The sequence below is a fragment of the Rhizobium sp. Leaf311 genome (assembly GCF_001423445.1).
Classification (GTDB): Bacteria; Pseudomonadota; Alphaproteobacteria; order Rhizobiales; family Rhizobiaceae; genus Agrobacterium.
In genome coordinates this window covers 330,679-347,338 of the sequence record NZ_LMNZ01000004.1, presented here as the reverse complement: position 1 = coordinate 347,338, position 16,660 = coordinate 330,679, and the positions used below count along the sequence as shown (strand labels likewise).

13 protein-coding genes are annotated in these 16,660 nt (G+C 58.0%); 7 read left to right on the top strand and 6 right to left on the bottom strand.

The features are described 5' to 3' along the window. Window positions 1–182: 182 nt before the first annotated feature. The 3 genes from ASF69_RS07380 to ASF69_RS07370 form a co-directional block, all read right to left on the bottom strand. The gene (locus tag ASF69_RS07380) at window positions 183–650 is read right to left on the bottom strand and encodes a BA14K family protein (protein WP_062586662.1); all 468 of its coding nucleotides are present in this window, start codon (window positions 648–650) and stop codon (window positions 183–185) included. A 104-nt stretch (window positions 651–754) separates the two neighbouring features. Continuing rightward, window positions 755–1,828 (bottom strand): hybrid-cluster NAD(P)-dependent oxidoreductase, encoded by a 1,074-nt coding sequence (locus ASF69_RS07375; RefSeq protein ID WP_062587211.1) that lies wholly within the window; start codon window positions 1,826–1,828, stop codon window positions 755–757. A gap of 11 nt (window positions 1,829–1,839) precedes the next feature. Further along, window positions 1,840–3,084, bottom strand: coding sequence for an aromatic ring-hydroxylating dioxygenase subunit alpha (locus ASF69_RS07370; RefSeq protein WP_062587212.1), 1,245 nt, complete (start codon window positions 3,082–3,084; stop codon window positions 1,840–1,842). Between the two features lie 319 nt (window positions 3,085–3,403). Between ASF69_RS07370 and ASF69_RS07365 the strand changes: the two genes are divergently transcribed. From ASF69_RS07365 to ASF69_RS07350, 4 genes are all read left to right on the top strand, one after another. After that, window positions 3,404–4,012 (top strand): DUF6656 family protein, encoded by a 609-nt coding sequence (locus ASF69_RS07365; RefSeq protein ID WP_062587210.1) that lies wholly within the window; start codon window positions 3,404–3,406, stop codon window positions 4,010–4,012. 107 nt (window positions 4,013–4,119) lie between these two features. Next, on the top strand, window positions 4,120–5,097 hold the full coding sequence (locus ASF69_RS07360; protein ID WP_062586661.1) for an L-threonylcarbamoyladenylate synthase: 978 nt from the start codon (window positions 4,120–4,122) through the stop codon (window positions 5,095–5,097). 21 nt (window positions 5,098–5,118) lie between these two features. Next, window positions 5,119–6,549 (top strand): FAD-binding oxidoreductase, encoded by a 1,431-nt coding sequence (locus ASF69_RS07355; protein ID WP_062586660.1) that lies wholly within the window; start codon window positions 5,119–5,121, stop codon window positions 6,547–6,549. A 445-nt stretch (window positions 6,550–6,994) separates the two neighbouring features. After that, window positions 6,995–7,561 carry a DUF6101 family protein gene (locus ASF69_RS07350; protein WP_062586659.1) on the top strand — a complete coding sequence of 189 codons (567 nt, stop codon included), beginning with the start codon at window positions 6,995–6,997 and terminating at the stop codon, window positions 7,559–7,561. Between the two features lie 64 nt (window positions 7,562–7,625). Here ASF69_RS07350 and ubiA read toward each other — a convergent pair whose 3' ends face one another. The 3 genes from ubiA to ASF69_RS07335 form a co-directional block, all read right to left on the bottom strand. Beyond that, window positions 7,626–8,579 carry a 4-hydroxybenzoate octaprenyltransferase gene (gene ubiA, locus ASF69_RS07345; RefSeq protein WP_062586658.1) on the bottom strand — a complete coding sequence of 318 codons (954 nt, stop codon included), beginning with the start codon at window positions 8,577–8,579 and terminating at the stop codon, window positions 7,626–7,628. A 119-nt stretch (window positions 8,580–8,698) separates the two neighbouring features. Further along, window positions 8,699–9,955 (bottom strand): cyclopropane-fatty-acyl-phospholipid synthase family protein, encoded by a 1,257-nt coding sequence (locus tag ASF69_RS07340; protein WP_062586657.1) that lies wholly within the window; start codon window positions 9,953–9,955, stop codon window positions 8,699–8,701. A 156-nt stretch (window positions 9,956–10,111) separates the two neighbouring features. Then, window positions 10,112–12,424, bottom strand: coding sequence for a Tex family protein (locus ASF69_RS07335; RefSeq protein ID WP_062587209.1), 2,313 nt, complete (start codon window positions 12,422–12,424; stop codon window positions 10,112–10,114). Between the two features lie 237 nt (window positions 12,425–12,661). Here ASF69_RS07335 and purD point away from each other — a divergent pair, with 237 nt between their 5' ends. The 3 genes from purD to ASF69_RS07320 all read left to right on the top strand — a co-directional run bounded on the left by purD (window position 12,662) and on the right by ASF69_RS07320 (window position 16,612). Then, window positions 12,662–13,936: a phosphoribosylamine--glycine ligase gene (gene purD / locus ASF69_RS07330; RefSeq protein WP_062587208.1), complete on the top strand. Its 1,275-nt coding sequence runs from the start codon at window positions 12,662–12,664 to the stop codon at window positions 13,934–13,936. 113 nt (window positions 13,937–14,049) lie between these two features. Then, window positions 14,050–14,508, top strand: a complete 459-nt coding sequence (locus tag ASF69_RS07325) for a plant virulence effector HPE1-like domain-containing protein (protein WP_062586656.1) — start codon at window positions 14,050–14,052, stop codon at window positions 14,506–14,508. A 274-nt stretch (window positions 14,509–14,782) separates the two neighbouring features. After that, on the top strand, window positions 14,783–16,612 hold the full coding sequence (locus tag ASF69_RS07320; RefSeq protein WP_062586655.1) for a methyl-accepting chemotaxis protein: 1,830 nt from the start codon (window positions 14,783–14,785) through the stop codon (window positions 16,610–16,612). The last annotated feature ends 48 nt before the right edge of the window (window positions 16,613–16,660 follow it).

Here is a 16,660-nt window from a genome sequence, read left to right as displayed (position 1 = left end):
GAATAACGACGTTCTTCTTGGTATTCTTACCCGCTCACGCAGGAGTATTTATATGTTATTCAGCTTATTGGCCGGTAGCTGAACCCAGCATTAACAATGTGTTCACAGTCACTTGATGGCTTCATGATAAATAAAACAGTAAAAGCCCGACATCCGCCGGGCTTCTATGTTGAGCTTATATGTTATGGGGAAACGCACTGTCTGCGCGGGCCATTGTTAGGCTGGAATGTGTTGTCCGAGGCGCGGTAAGACCGGTAACGGCTCGCACACCACTGCTGGTGATTGCTGCCATAGGAAGGACGAGCCTGGGAGGCTGCACCGCCGATGATGGCACCTGTCGCAAAGGCTGCAAGCGGGAACCAGAAGCCATTGTGCTGGCGGTAGCCGCGACGGTACTCGCGGTAGCCACGATGGCCGTTGTAGTAGCCCTGACGGTCCGAACGACGATAGTCGCGGCGGTCAAAACGGTGATGGCGGTCGCGGTAGATGCGACGCGTGCCATCGCGGTACTGTACCTGGACAACATCCTGGGTCGAAGCCTGTGCAGGCTTCTGCATCGGGACAGGAACCTGAAATGCCTGAGACGGCGTAAAGCTCGTCAACACCATGATCAGAGCTGTCGCAACGCTCGTCTTTCGCAAATTCAGCATGAATATTCTCCGTGTTATGACACTACGCGTTAAGACCGCGCTTCGATGGTCAAATAACGGGAAAACTCCACATTGGTTCCATTGGCGAGATTAGCTGACTATATTCAGGCCTCGACCTGGACGTCCGTCAGCGGTCTTGAACAACAGGCGAGGATGTATCCCTCTTCAATATCCTCATCGAGAATGCCGCCATTGTGGTTCATTTCTACTTCGCCGGACAGCTTGAGCACGCGGCAGGTGCCGCATATGCCGGACTCACAGGCCGCACCGATGCGAACGCCCGCTGCACGCGCCGTCATCAGGATTGTCTGGCCGGACTGGCATGGCACCTCCTTGCCGGACAAGGTGAAGCCTATCCTGGCCAGCACTTCCCCATCGTCAGGGACGTCGCTTGGGCCGACAACAACGGGAGCGGACGGAGCAAAGCTTTCCTGATGGTAACGCGCCATGTCGAAGCCGGAGGCTTCCAGCATCGAGCGAACGGCCGCCATGAAGGGTTCCGGCCCGCAGCAGAATACGGTGCGATCCATGAAATCATGGGAGAGAAGCGCGATCTTCGCCTTGTCGACCATGCCTTTCAGACCTGACCAGAGGTCGGTGCGGCCGCAATTTTCAACGATGAAACCGAGCGACAGGTTGGGCATGAAGCGGGCAAGATACTCCAGCTCATGGCGGAACACGATGTCGGATGGCGAGCGCGAGCAGTTGATGAAGGAAATATCGCTCTGCGGTGCCCGGTCGCTCATGTCGCGCACCATCGACATCATAGGCGTGACGCCGGAGCCTGCCGAAATGAACAGATACTTGTCGCCGGGGTGGCGCACATAGGAAAAATCGCCAAGTGGTCCCAGTGCCCGTATTCTGGTCCCGGGTTTGAGATTGTCGAACATCCAGCGGGTGCCGATGCTGTTGGCCTGCGCCTTGACGGTAACGGCAAGCGCATAGGGCCGCGAGGGGCTGGACGAAAGCGTGTATGTGCGAAACAGCGGCTCCGGCCCAACCGGCAGCTCAAGCGTGACGAACTGCCCGGGAAGATATCGAAACCAGTTGGGACCTTCCGAACGAAAAAGGAAGGTCATTACGTCAGGTGTTTCGGGCGTTACAGAGATACATTCCAGCAGGTGAAGCTTGTCGCTCCACGGCTTCATCTCATCGATATGCTTGTATGTCGTCACCATGTTCGTCGCGGTCATGCGACCGCCGAGAGTTTTTGCCGATCACCGGACAGCCGGTCTATCATGAAATCGGAATACCAGTTCACGAACTGCATGACGCCGCCTTCATCTTCCATTGAATAGGGTCCCGGCTCATAGGCAGGCGAGCGAATGCCGAATGCATTCTCTTCCACGATGCGCCTGTCCTGATCATTGGTCTCGTTCCAGACGTGAGTCAGGTTTTCGATGTCGTAGTCGACACCTTCCACCGCGTCCTTATGCACTAGCCATTTCGTCGTGACCTGCGTTTCCTGCGGCCCGAGCGGCAGCACGCGGAAAGAGATCAGGTGGTCGCCAAGGAAATGATTCCAGGTGGTCGGATAGTGAAACAGAAGCAGCGTGCCGATGTGGTCGATTGTGACATCATCCGACAGCGGACGACGCACGGCGCGCTTGCCCGACATGGTGTAGCTTTCGGCATCACCGATCAGCGGCATACGCGCCACCCGGAACTGGCCCTTGGGGTCGATCTTGAAGCGGCTGGGCAGACCGGCGGCTTCGCAGCGGGCCCAATGGCCGCCGATTTCCGGATCGCTGGCGCCGCCATCCGTGCCGGTCACGCTGGGATTTTCCGGATAGGTACGGCAAAGCTCGGGATGGTTGGCAGCGCAGTGGTAGCATTCCCGGTTGTTTTCCCAGACCAGCTTCCAGTTACCTTTTTCGATGATGGTGCTTTCATGCGCCACCTTGGCTTCCCAGACACGGTGTGGCGCCATGTAGGATTCGATTTCGGCTCGCACCGGCGCGAAATCCAGAGGCTGTTGCGCCAAACAGATGAAGACATATCCCGCGACGGTTTCGCAGGCGATCGGCTTCAGGCCGAAATCATCCTTGTTGAACTCCTCGCCCATGTGGCGGGCAAACAGGAGCTTGCCATCCAGATCATAGGTCCATTGATGGTAGGGACAGACCAGCCGCGCCGATTGACCCTTGTGCGTGGTGCAGACGCGTGAGCCACGATGGCGACAGGAATTGTGGAAGGCACGGATGGCGCCATCCTTGCCGCGAACGATGACGACGGCGTAATCGCCGATCTGAACCGTGAGATAGGTGCCAGCCTTTGGAACTTCGCAATCATGGGCAACGAAAAGCCAGTCGCGGTACCAGATATTCTCCATATCGAGCTGGAAGTAATCCTGATCCACGTAGAAAGGCTGCTCCAGGGTGAAGCCTTCACGACGGTTTTTCAGTTGGCGCAATACGGTTTCACGCAAATCCATGGCCATGTCCTCGAAAAATCGCGGTCGCCTCCATGCATATCCCGCGTCATGGGATTTATCTAATCATTCGTGCCGCTTCGCAGCACCACATGGAGCGACATTAGCTTCCGCATTGGCGACAATTTGCGACATGCCGAAAGGCTGTTTTGGGACGATATTTCCTATCGAAAACAGTATTTTGCGTCGATATTCACGTTAAAATGCGTCGCAATACGACACAGTCTGGCACGTCGCAAAGCCGGGACTTGCCGGTTTGCCGGAAAGACAAAATTAACGCCCATCCCCTAAAAATATGTGGATTGCCAATGGGAGTTCTCCGATGGAGAAGGGTACGCAAATCCGCTACTTTGATGCGAAAGCTGCCAAGGCTGCCCCCGCGCGCACCAAAACCGCCCATTCCGACTTCCTGCGCACCGGCAAGATTGCCCGCTACGAAGAAAAATGGGTTCCCAAGGAGCCGCGATATCTCTCCCATGAAGAAGTCGCGGCCATTACCGGTCGAAAGCTGCAGGCAGCCGGGGAAATCACCCATTCCCGGCTTGATTCCTTTCACAAATCCATCCGCTTTCCGAAGATGGTGTTTCATCGCACGATCGAAGCCAGCCCGCATCTGGGTTACTGCCACGTAACGGCATCGCGGACCAGTTTCGACGCCCGCACACCGGTGCTGTTCTCTTTCTATTTTGCCAATTTCTTCTCTGAACTGTGTGGCGACGAGAACTTCTTCGAAAACATCGATCAGCGCCAGTCACGCATGTATTTCGCAATTGCCATGGATATGGCGGGCGACAAGACGGTGCAGATCAACAAGGCGATCCATCGTGACGGCCTGCTGTTTCGCACGAGCGATCCAAAAGTTGCGCTCAAGAACGTGCTGATGCTGGGCACCCGCTCAAATGAAATGCGCAAATTCATCCAGTCGCTCTAGCCCGTCACGGCAAACGGCTTTCCAATCCGCCGGAATACCTCTAAAGAATGCCGCGCAAAACCGTGCGGCGCTTTTCAAGGCGACGCGCCCCTTAAGGTGCAGCATTCATGGCGCGTCAGATTAACATCGAAGAAGACAGGGACATGGCCCTTCGCGAGGGTGTAAGCGTCCTCGCCTCCGGCCATCCCGTCGCGATACCGACGGAAACCGTCTATGGACTTGCCGCAGACGCGACCAATCCGGTTGCCATAGCCCGCATCTATGAAACCAAGGGCCGACCGCAGTTCAACCCGTTGATCTGCCATATGGCGAGCGTTGCCATGGCAGAAGAGCATGTGACCTTCGATCCGCTTTCCCGCAGGCTGGCGGATGCCTTCTGGCCAGGGCCGCTCACACTTATTCTGCCGCTGAAAGCCGAAAGCCCGATCCATTCACTCGCGACCGCCGGTCTCGACACTGCTGGCGTTCGCATCCCCGAAGGCTTTGCCGCGGAGCTGATCAACGCTTTCGGCAAGCCGCTTGCAGCCCCCAGCGCCAACAGTTCCGGCAAGATCAGCTCGACCAGCGCCGCCCATGTCGAGGCCGATATGGGCGACAGGATCGAGCTCATCCTTGATGGCGGCGCATCGCCTGTTGGCGTCGAATCCACCATCGTAAAGATCGAGGCAGACGGTACCGCGCGGCTGCTGCGTCCCGGCGGCATCGTCGCGGAAGACATCGAACGGGTTATCGGCGTTCCGTTGATGCGTCCTGAGAAGGCTTCTGCCGCAATAGAAGCGCCGGGAATGCTGGCATCACACTATGCCCCGACTGCAGCGGTTCGCCTGAACGCCGTTTCTCTTGAGGCAGGCGAAGCGCTGCTTCGCTTTGGCGACGCCGATATTTCGGGTCAGGAGAATGCTGCGGTCATCATCGAGCTCAGTCGATCGGGCGATCTGGTGGAGGCAGCAAGCCGCCTCTTCGACGCCATGAAGACCGCTGACGCAAGCGGTGCGCACAGCATTGCCATCACTCCGATTCCCCATCGCGGTTTGGGCGAAGCTATCAACGACAGGCTGGCGCGAGCCGCCGCGCCCAGACCCTGACAACCTGCCACGAGGATCATCATGACGACGAATGCCCTGCCCGACGATCTGATCCAGCGCTTCGTATCCATCGTGGGAGACAGGAACGCCGTGCGCGACGAGGCCGGTCTGGCGCCCCATCTGGTCGAAAATCGCGGTCTTTATAAGGGCTCCTCGTCGCTGCTGCTGAAACCCGCCTCGACGCAGGAAGTTTCTGCGATCATGACGCTCGCCAGCGAAACGGGAACCGCCATCGTGCCGCAGACCGGCAATACCGGGCTTGTCGGCGGCCAGACACCCCGCAGCGATGGCAATGATATTATACTGTCGCTGGAGCGGATGAATGCCGTTCGCGATATCGATCCCGTGGCCAATATCATCGTGGTGGATGGCGGCTGCATCCTCGATACCGTGCATGAGGCCGCCGACAAGGTTGAGCGCATGTTCCCCCTTTCGCTGGGGTCGCAGGGTTCTTGCCGCATCGGCGGCAATCTTGCCACCAATGCCGGTGGCACAGCCGTTCTGGCCTATGGCAATATGCGGCAATTGTGCCTTGGTCTTGAGGTCGTGCTGCCGACCGGTGAAATCTGGAACGGCCTTCGTCGGTTGAAGAAGGACAATACGGGTTACGATCTGCGCGATCTCTTCATCGGTTCGGAAGGCACGCTTGGCGTCATCACCGGCGCGGTGCTGAAACTTTTCCCGAAGCCGAAGGGCCATCAGGTGGCCTTTGCCGGACTGAATTCTCCTGACGATGCGTTGACGCTGTTCGAGCGTGCATCGACACTGTGCGGTGCGGCCCTGACGGGCTTTGAACTGATGCCGCGCATCGGCATAGAATTTACCGCGAGGCACATCCCCGGCGTTCGCGATCCGCTGGAGACACCGCACCCATGGTATGCTCTGATCGACATCTCCACCTCGGATACCGCCGAGACTGCGCAGACGATGATCGAAACCTTGCTGGAACAGGGTTTCGAGGCGAGGATCGTACAGGACGCGGTCATCGCCTCATCCGAGGCACAGCGTCAGGCGCTCTGGCACATGCGCGAAAGCATGTCGGATGCGCAGAAGCCGGAAGGGGGCTCCATCAAGCACGACGTCTCCGTGCCCGTATCGAAAATCCCTGATTTCATGGCACAGGCGGAGGCAGGCGTCCTCAATGCCATTCCCGGCGCGCGCATCTGCGCCTTCGGCCATCTGGGCGATGGAAACATTCATTACAATATTTCCCAGCCGGTCGGGGCCGACAAGGCAGACTTCATCGCCCGCTGGCGCGAGATCAACCACATCGTCCACGGCATCGTTCTTGCCCACGGCGGCTCGATTTCTGCCGAACACGGCATCGGACAGTTAAAACGTGACGAGCTTGCCGATATCCGTCCGGGTATCGAAATGGAACTGATGCGTCGGATCAAGACAGCATTTGACCCTGCGGGCGTCATGAACCCCGGCAAGGTCGTGAAGATCTAATCCGAAAAGAGCCTGTCTGTGCGGATTCGGTGCGTGGTTCAGCCACGCGCTTCGGTTGTTTGCGGCGGACAGGCAGGGGTCAAATCGACCTAATCCCCGCCCATTTTTGGCTTTCGCGTATTTTGCTGTTGTCAACGCGCTTTCCCCTGCGCAAGCTGGTTTCAGGGGTGACCTGCGCGGGGGCAACGAGCGGGCATTCGGCAAACTTGCATTTTTGATGGAGCTGATGCTGGCACAACCGGTGGCAAACCGGCACGCGTGTCAATTCAGGAATTTGAAACCCTGTCAGGCTGCTTTTTGCTAACCATTTGGGAATGCAAAGTTTTCTTAACCTCGATTTTTAAGCTGTCTCGAAGATGCCGCCGCTATCTTCTCCCTATCAGAGGACGAAAAGTCCCGGACGAGGCCATGAAACGGCTCTCAGGTAAAACAAGGATAGCATGATATGACCAACACTGTTCTGAAGCCCGAATGGGCAGGCGCTACTCTCCGGCTTGACCCTACACGGTTTCCGCAGCAGCTCACCTATGGCAAGGACAAGGGTTCAGCCGATGTCGCTATCACGCTCGATGAGCGCGGCGCAGTTCTTCGCAAGGTTTTGAATTCCAGCGGCCTTCCGCTTTCTTTCGCGCTGCCGGCCCGCGCCTTCAAGGGTGTGGCCGCCCGCGCCATCGACCATGGTGATGGCCGCGTTACCGTGACGCTCGAACTGCATCACGACGATCCGGACCTTTGCATTCCGCTGCTGGTGGCGCATGACCTTTGCGACATCGCGGCTGACTGGCGCAGTTGGTCTGAAGCATACCGTATTCCAATGCTGATGGTTGAAGCCGACGGCGTTGCGCGCCCTCTGGAAGACCATCTTGGACATGTGCGGACCAAGGCCACCCGCGCCCGTCGCCGTCACTCCTACTTTGCCGAGCGTCGTCCACGCTTCCTCGTGCGCCGCAGCACCGGTTCGCTGGGCATGACCATGCGCATTCAGGGCAAGGAAATCATCGCTCGCAGCTGATACACAGCCGCTGCCAGTCATCAAGAACCCGGCGCGTTGCAAAACGCCGCCGGGTTTTTCAGTTTCAAGCGATGATGAGCGGCAGGAGCAGCCCGCAGAAAATCAACAACCCGACCCGGTTGTTGGATTTGAACAGTGCCAGACACTGCTCGACATTGTTGATATCAAGCACCATGACCTGCCGCACCAGGAGAACGGCGGAAGCGGCAAGGCCGAGATAGCCAGGCCAGCTGACCCCGGCGGTTAGAAATGCCAGGAAAATGAAGAGGAGTGCAGCACCGTAAAGGCCGATCAGCCAGCCATGGGTCCGGTCTGCGAACAGAAGCGCGGTCGAGCCGATGCCGACCGTCACATCGTCCTCCTTGTCCTGATGGGCGTAGATCGTGTCGTAACCGATGGTCCAGGCAATCGCCCCGATGTAGAGCAGCAATGGCGCAAGCGACAAGGCTGCGAACTGGCCCGCCCAACCCATCAGGGCTCCCCATGAAAAGGCAAGCCCCAGAAAGAACTGCGGCCAATGGGTAAAGCGTTTGGCGAAGGGATAGATCGCCACAAAGACAAGCGATGACAGGCCGACGATGATGGCGAAACTATTGAAGCACAGCAGAACGACGAGCCCGGCGAGCGCCTGAAGGACAATGAAGATCTTCGCCTGTTTGCGGCTGACCCTGCCGGATGGCAAAGGTCTGGAGCGCGTTCTGGCAACCGCCATGTCGATCTTGTGATCCACCAGATCATTGTAGGTGCAACCGGCCCCACGCATGGCCACGGCACCGGCAAAGAAGAGGAACAGGTGAAAGGCCAGAGTGACCCAGGAAAACGTCCCTTGAGCCAGCGCCGCGTTCGACGCCATGGCCGCAGACCAGAAGCACGGCCACATCAACAGTTCCCAGCCGATGGGACGATCCCACCGGGCCAGCTGCGCGTAAGGCCAGAGGCTTCTCGGCAATACCCGATAGACCCAGTTGTTGGATGGCGCGTCTGAAACGCGGCCGGAAAGATCGCTTTGGTCAACCATGCAAGCGTTCTACGCTCGACATTTACGAAGCGTCAAGCAAAAGCACAGGCCTGCAATTTCAAGGCCTGAACCAAACGCCTTGGCAGCCAGAAACAATAAAACTGCGGGCTTGCGCTATGTTAGAAACTCACCTTTTCAAGCGATGGTCGCGTTCTCTCGAACTCCAGCAGCCTTGCCTCATTGGCGGCAATATAGTCCCGGTTATCGGGCACGACGCCGCCGCGTTTGGTCAGCTGAAGCTGGAAGACGTGAAAATTTTCATGGGTGAAGGCCATTTCCGAACCGGCAAGGTAGAACTCCCACATGCGGAAGAACCGTTCGTCATAGAGCCCGATGGCCTCTGCCCTGTTGGCGACGAAACGTTTGCGCCACTCGCGCAGGGTATGGGCATAGTGCATCGGAAGAATTTCTATATCGCGAACCAGCAGGCCGCTCTTTTCCACTGCGGGCAGCACTTCCGAGAGGGCGGGAATATAACCGCCGGGGAAAATATATTTTTCGATGAAGGGATTGGTCGCAAGCGGAGGGCTGGGCTGGCCGATGGAGTGAAGCACCATGACACCATCCTCATCCAGCAATTGCGCCGCCTTCTGGAAATATTCGCGGTAATGGGTCGGCCCGACATGCTCGAACATGCCCACGGAAACGATGCGATCATACTTGCTTGACGCGGGAAGATGGCGGTAATCCTGAAGCTCGAAACGCAGCTTGTCACCCAGTCCGCGCTTGCCTGCCCTGTCGCGGGAAACGCGCAGCTGCTCCTCGCTCAACGTGATGCCGGTAACATCGACATCCGAGCTTTCGGCGAGATACATGGCCATGCCACCCCATCCCGAACCTATCTCGAGAATGCGCTGACCGCGTTGCGGCATCAGCTTTGCGGCAATATGGCGCTTCTTGGCTACCTGTGCCTCATAAAGGCTTATTCCCGGCGGGTTGAAGTAGGCGCAGGAATATTGCCAGTCTTCATCCAGAAACAGATCGAAAAGCTTGGCGCTGAGATCGTAGTGGTGGGAGACATTGTCCTTGTTGTGGTTGACGGGCAGATGCATCCTGATCCGTGCGGCGATGATGCGCGCCATGCCGCGCCAGATCATTCCGAAGGTGAGCGCTTCGCTCAACGTGTTCTTTTTGATCAGCGCCAGAAAATCGTAGATGTCACCCTCTACGACAGCCATTCGCCCTTCCATGTAGATTTCGGCAAGCCTGAGAGCGGGGTCTCTGGCGATGTCGTCCATCGCCTCCTCGTCGGTGAAATTGAGCGCAACGCGCTCGCCGGTGCCGTCGCCAAAGACATGCAACCCACCGGGACCGGTGACGACCAGATTTCCGGTTTTGACTATTTTGCCAAGCAAACCATGCAGAGACGAGGCCATTCCACCTCCCAACAAGCTAAGTCTCACTTATCAATCGAGATTTAAGCTATCGCTTTCAAACAAAGTTTCAAGCGGCATGGTTTTCAAAAAAATTGAACGATTTCAAAATCAAGGGCGACGCCTCCAGCTTGGCGGAGGCGTCGATACAACCTGCGATCAGCGTTTCTTCATTGCTTCGGCCAGTGCTGCTGCCAGAGCACCCCCGCTTTGCGACCCCTCGTTGCGGGCCTGGGGTTTGGCCGAAGCGTGCCGCATGGCACTGGCATTTCCTTTTTCGCGCATCGGCGCCGGGGCGGCCTCGCCGCCATCCTTGCGCATGGTGAGGCCAATGCGCTTTCGCTTCACGTCCACCTCGACAACACGCACCTTCACCACATCGCCCGCCTTCACCACCTCATGCGGATCCTTGACGAAGCGATCGGCCAGTTGCGACACATGGACCAGCCCGTCCTGATGCACGCCGATATCCACAAAGGCACCGAAAGCGGCAACGTTCGTGACCGTCCCTTCCAGAAGCATTCCGGGCTTGAGGTCGGTAATCTCGTCCACACCATCGGCAAAGGTCGCTGTCTTGAAGCTTGGACGCGGGTCTCGGCCCGGCTTTTCCAGTTCGGCAATGATGTCTTTTACGGTCGGCAAACCGAATTGCTCATCGATGAACTGCTTTGGGTCCAGCGACTTCAATGCCGCACTATCGCCCATGACCGAGCGCAGGTCGCGACCACAGGCGGCAACGATCTTCTTGGCGACACCATAGGCTTCCGGGTGCACGGAAGACGCGTCCAGTGGCTCCTTGCCATTTGGAATGCGCAGAAAGCCTGCGCATTGCTCGAAGGTGCGCTGGCCGAGGCGCGGCACCTTGAGAAGTTCCTTGCGGCTGGCGAAAGGTCCTGTCTGATCCCTGTGCGTCACGATGGCATCGGCAATGGAGGACCCAAGTCCCGAAACGCGGGCAAGAAGAGGAGCGGACGCGGTGTTGAGATCAACGCCAACAGCGTTCACCGCATCTTCCACAACGGCATCCAACGAGCGTGAAAGCTTGCCCTGATCGACATCGTGCTGGTACTGGCCAACGCCAATCGACTTGGGTTCGATTTTCACCAGTTCCGCCAGCGGGTCCTGCAGACGCCGTGCAATGGATACGGCGCCGCGCAGCGAGACATCCAGATTGGGGAACTCGGCCGCAGCACTGGCTGAAGCGGAGTAGATCGACGCGCCAGCTTCCGAGACGATGACCTTGGTGGGCTTGGTGCCCGACAATTGACCGAGCATATCTGCTACCAGGCGTTCCGTTTCACGACTGCCCGTGCCATTGCCAATGGAGATCAATTCGACTTTGTGCTTGGCGATCAGGCCAGCAAGTTCCGCCTGCGTGCCGCGAATATCGTTCCTGGGCGGGAATGGATAGACGGTGGTGGTTTCCAGCAACTTGCCGGTGCCATCGACAATCGCCACCTTGACGCCTGTGCGGATGCCGGGATCAAGCCCCATTGTGGCGCGGGAACCGGCGGGCGCTGCCAGCAGGAGGTCCTTGAGGTTGCGGGCAAAGACGTGAATTGCCTCCTCTTCCGCCCGTTCACGAAGCTCCCGCATCAGGTCGAGCGAAAGCGACATGGACAGCTTGACGCGCCATGTCCAGCCCGCGACCTCCATCAGCCACGCATCTGCCGGGCCGCCGCTGCGGATATCGAAGGCGCTGGCGATGGTGCGCTGCGCGGGTTTGACGGGCGATGGATCATCCGCATCCACGTCGATGGTCAGCGTCAGGATTTCCTCGTTCCAGCCACGCAGCATGGCCAGAGCGCGGTGGCCGGGTACGGTCGCCCATTTTTCGGAATGGTCGAAATAGTCGGAAAACTTCTCGCCCGCTGCCTGCTTGCCCTCCACCACCTTGGCCCGGAAGGTGGCATTGTGGCGCATGTAATCACGCAGGCGACCGAGCAGATCGGCATTCTCGGTCATGGTTTCGGCTACGATGTCTCGCGCGCCTTCGAGCGCTGCCTTCACATCGGCGACGTCACCCTGGACATAAGCCTGCGCAAGAGCCGCCGGGTCGGCGCTGCGATTGTCCCAGATGGCCTGTGCCAGTGGGCCAAGGCCGCGCTCGCGGGCAATCTCGGCACGGGTGCGGCGCTTCGACTTGTAGGGGAGATAAAGGTCTTCAAGTTCCGCCTTTGTTGTGGCCGACACGATCTTGACCATCAGCTCGTCGGTCATCTTTCCCTGACCATTGATGGAATCGACGATGGAGGCACGACGGGTGTTGAGTTCGCGCAGATAGGACAGCCGTTCCGCCAGCGTGCGAAGCTGCGTATCATCAAGCCCGCCGGTAACTTCCTTACGATAGCGCGCGATGAAGGGAACGGTCGCACCTTCGTCCAGCAACGTTATCGCCGCTTTGACCTGATCGGCACGGGCATTGATTTCGGAAGCGATGAGCGGAGCAAGGCGGGCATTATCTGCGGACATTTTGTTCTCGAAACTGTTTTGAAAAATCTGCCCGAACATAGATGCTGATTGTGGCATGACAACAGGAAGCTTCGGCGGTTCCACAGAAAAGCCCTGCGTGAAGAGACGTGGCTGCTTGCTGTGGCGGGACAAACAACAAAGAAGCGTAGAGTGAGGCGCTTTGTTCTTGACCTTTCCGCCCCCTGCCCTTAACGCCCCAGCAACACGTTAAAACGCGAGATGGCAGGGGTGTTGACCATGAAAGTTCTGTTGATCGGTTCGGGCGGACGCGAACATGCGCTGGCTTGGAAAATCGCACAGTCTCCCCTCCTCACAAAGCTTTTCGCAGCACCCGGCAACCCCGGCATTGCCGAACATGCGACACTGGTTTCGCTTGATGTGGAAGACCACGGCGCCGTCATCGCCTTTGCCAAAGAAAACACCATCGATTTCGTCGTCGTCGGTCCGGAAGCCCCGCTTGTGGCAGGACTTGCCGATGACCTTCGCGATGCCGGTATCGCCACTTTCGGCCCGTCCCGCGCTGCGGCTCAACTGGAGGGCTCCAAGGGTTTCACCAAGGACCTTTGCGCCCGTTACGACATTCCGACCGGCGCCTATCAGCGCTTCAAGGCGGCAGAACCGGCCAAGGCCTATGTGCGCGAACAGGGCGCTCCCATCGTCATCAAGGCCGACGGTCTGGCGGCTGGCAAGGGTGTGACGGTTGCGATGACGCAGGACGAGGCGATTGCGGCGATTGACGACTGTTTCGACGGCGCTTTCGGCTCAGCGGGCGCGGAAGTTGTCGTTGAGGCGTTTCTGGACGGTGAGGAAGCGAGCTTCTTCTGCCTTTGCGACGGCAAGACCGCTCTGGCACTGGCGACAGCGCAGGATCACAAGCGCGTTGGCGATGGCGACACCGGCCCCAACACCGGCGGCATGGGCGCCTATTCACCCGCCCCGGTTATGACACCGGAAATGGTCGAGCGGACCATGAGGGAGATCATCGAGCCTACGATGCGCGGTATGGCGCAGGATGGCCATGCTTTCTCCGGCGTTTTCTTCGCGGGCCTCATGATCACCCGCAAGGGTCCAGAACTGATAGAATACAACGTCCGCTTCGGCGATCCGGAATGCCAGGTGCTGATGATGCGGCTGAAAAGCGACCTGCTTCCCATGCTCTACGCCACAGCCACCGGCACGCTGGACCAGATCAAAGCCGAATGGAGCGACGACGCTGCGCTGACAGTCGTTCTGGCGTCGAAGGGCTATCCCGCTGGATATGACAAGAACACGCCCATTGATCACATTCCCGAAGCCAGCGACGAGGCGAAGGTGTTCCATGCGGGCACTGCCATCAAGAATGGACAGCTGGTGGCAACGGGCGGACGCGTGCTGAACGTGACCGCCATCGGCAAAACAGTCAGCGAGGCGCAGAGCCGCGCCTATGCACTGGTAAGTAACGTCCAGTGGGAAAACGGGTTCAGCCGCAGCGACATTGGCTGGCAGGCGGTTGCCCGGGAAAAAGGCAAGTAGTCGACACTGGCAATTCGCTCAATATTTACCAGTCTTCCTGACCGGATTGAAAGAAAGTCACCGTAAGATTCTCGACGTTGGCAGCGGATTGGCCGCGAGCAACGGGGGTTTTCATGGGCAAGGTTTTGATGACGGTCGCGTTCGTGCTGGCGGGTTTTCCAGCCATGGCGTCGTCTATCGAGATCGTGAGCGGAAATCGCACCGGCAATAACAGCATCATCATTATTTCCTGCGCCGAATGCCCGCCCGCCCCTTCTCCAGTCAAATCGGATAAGGCACCAGTGCTGGCGCTCGGCACACAGGATATTACCGTTCGGGACAAGGATGGAAAGAAGCAGCTGGTGCGCCAGGAAGCATGGCTGGGCGGATCTCCGGTGACCTATGTCAGCAACAATCCGGCATGGTTGCCAGTGCAGGACACCACCCCGCAGCTCGCCGAGGAGCCTTCAACGATCGACACGACGATGACGACATCGGCGGTTGCAGATAAGTCCGCTGGAGAAATTCCACACGTGGCGGCAGTCACAACGCCACCAAGCTTCGAAGGAACCGCGTTGCGGCCCTCGCTCTGAGCCTGATAAATCTATCTACCGGGAGTCCCAATAACCAACCCAATCAACCGATAATAGAAGATAAACGTTACAAGAGTGCCTTATTGCAATTAGTTTTTCGAATATTCGCGCCGATACTTTCAAATTTAAACAATTCTTCAACCTTCTAAAGCTTCATCTCACATATCGGTGCGATGATTGCACCGTTACTGGCGCATCATGCGCGCTGCCCCCCACGCGTTATCAACCCAACCGCTGCCTCATAGGCATCGGTGCTTTGACCCTGTGAGCGTCCATGAAGAACATGCCCATTTCTCGCCAATTGATCCTGCTTGTAGTGGCGCTGATGGCGGCTTTTGCCGTAGCGACCTATTTTCAGATCAGATCCTCCGTAAATGCGATTTACGAGGAACGCTGTGGAATGCTGCGGACGCAGGTGCAGTCTTCCATCTCCATCTTCCAATCTTTCTATGACAAGGAAAAGGCCGGGACGCTGACCCGCGAACAGGCCATGACCCAGGCTTTCGCCATCGTAGCGTCCATGAAGTACACGCCGGATGGCTATATGTTCGGCTATGACTATGACGTCAAAATGCTGTTTCACCCGGATCCGAAGCGTGTTGGACAGAGCTTCAAGGGAAAGCCGGATAGCCAGGGTTTCGCCTATCGTGACGAACTGGTCCGGCTGGCGCGGGCTGGCGGCGGCGAAACGAGTTTCTACGGCCCCAAGCCCGGCGCTGAAGGCGACAACTTCCTAAAGAGCTCCTATGCGATGGCATTCGAGCCTTGGCAGGTGGTTGTGGTAACCGGCGTCTATATCGATGATCTCCAGGCTCAGGTTCGCTCAACCATCATCAACGCGGTTTCGGTTGGCGTTGGCGTTTTCCTGCTTGGCCTGCTGGCCGCCTATATCGTCATTCGTGGCATTTCCAGACCATTGGAAGAACTCCACAAGGCATTGGGCGAAGTGGCTAATGAGAATGTCGATCTGCCCATTCCCCATACAGGCATGAAGAATGAGATCGGCCTGATGGCAAACGCCACAAAGGCCCTGCAGGACAAGGTGCGAGAGCGTCACACGATGCAGCGTCACCAGGAAGAACAGCAGCTGCAACTGGATAGCGAGCGTCAAACCAATCTCGATATGCAGCGTGACGAAGCAGCTCTTCAGGCCCGCGTCGTCAACACAATCGGCAACGCGCTGGCGCAGCTGGCACAGGGCGATCTGACCGTGCGCTGTGCCGATCTCGGCTCGCGATATTCCGACTTGCGCGACAATTTTAACGAGGCGCTTTCGCAACTCGATGCCGCCATGGCAAAGGTCAATGCCAAGAGCATCGATATTGGCGGCTCGAAGGATGAAATCCGCAAGGCGTCCAACGAGTTGTCACAACGCACCGAGCGTCAAGCTGCCAATCTGGAGGAAACCTCCGCGGCGCTGGACGAGCTGACGGTCGCCGTGCGGCAGACGGCGGATGGCGCGTCCGAAGCGGCCAAGCGGGTATCTTCGATCAGTGGCGATGCCAACCGCAGCGACGTGATCGTGGAGCAGGCAATCGGCGCCATGAGCGGTATCGAGCAATCATCCGAAGAGATTTCGAAAATCATCGGCGTCATCGACGACATTGCCTTCCAGACCAATCTTCTGGCGCTGAATGCCGGTGTAGAAGCGGCCCGTGCGGGAGAAGCAGGCAAAGGCTTTGCCGTGGTGGCTCAGGAAGTGCGCGAGCTCGCGCAGAAATCCGCCGCTGCCGCCAAGGAAATCAAGGAACAGATCGCCCGCTCATCCTCCCAGGTGGAAAATGGCGTGCGTCTGGTTGGCGAAGCCGGCGATGCGCTGAAGCGTATCTCCGATCAGATCAAGTCTTCGAGCGAGATCGTCAGCAAGATCGCCCACTCGGCAGCTGAACAGGACACGACGCTGCGCTCCATCTCGTCGTCGCTCAACCAGCTGGATGCAGCAACGCAGCACAACGCAGCCATGGCGGAGGAAACCACCGCATCCGCCGAAGCCTTGGCCGCCGATACGGAAGAGCTTCTCAACCTCATCCGCAATTTCCGCGTTTCCAGCTCCCAGAACGGCAGCCTGCATGGAATGGCGCAGCAAATGCGTCGGGCAAGTTGATCTGCTTCTTTAACATCAATGGATCACACAAACGCCGGGGAGCAATCT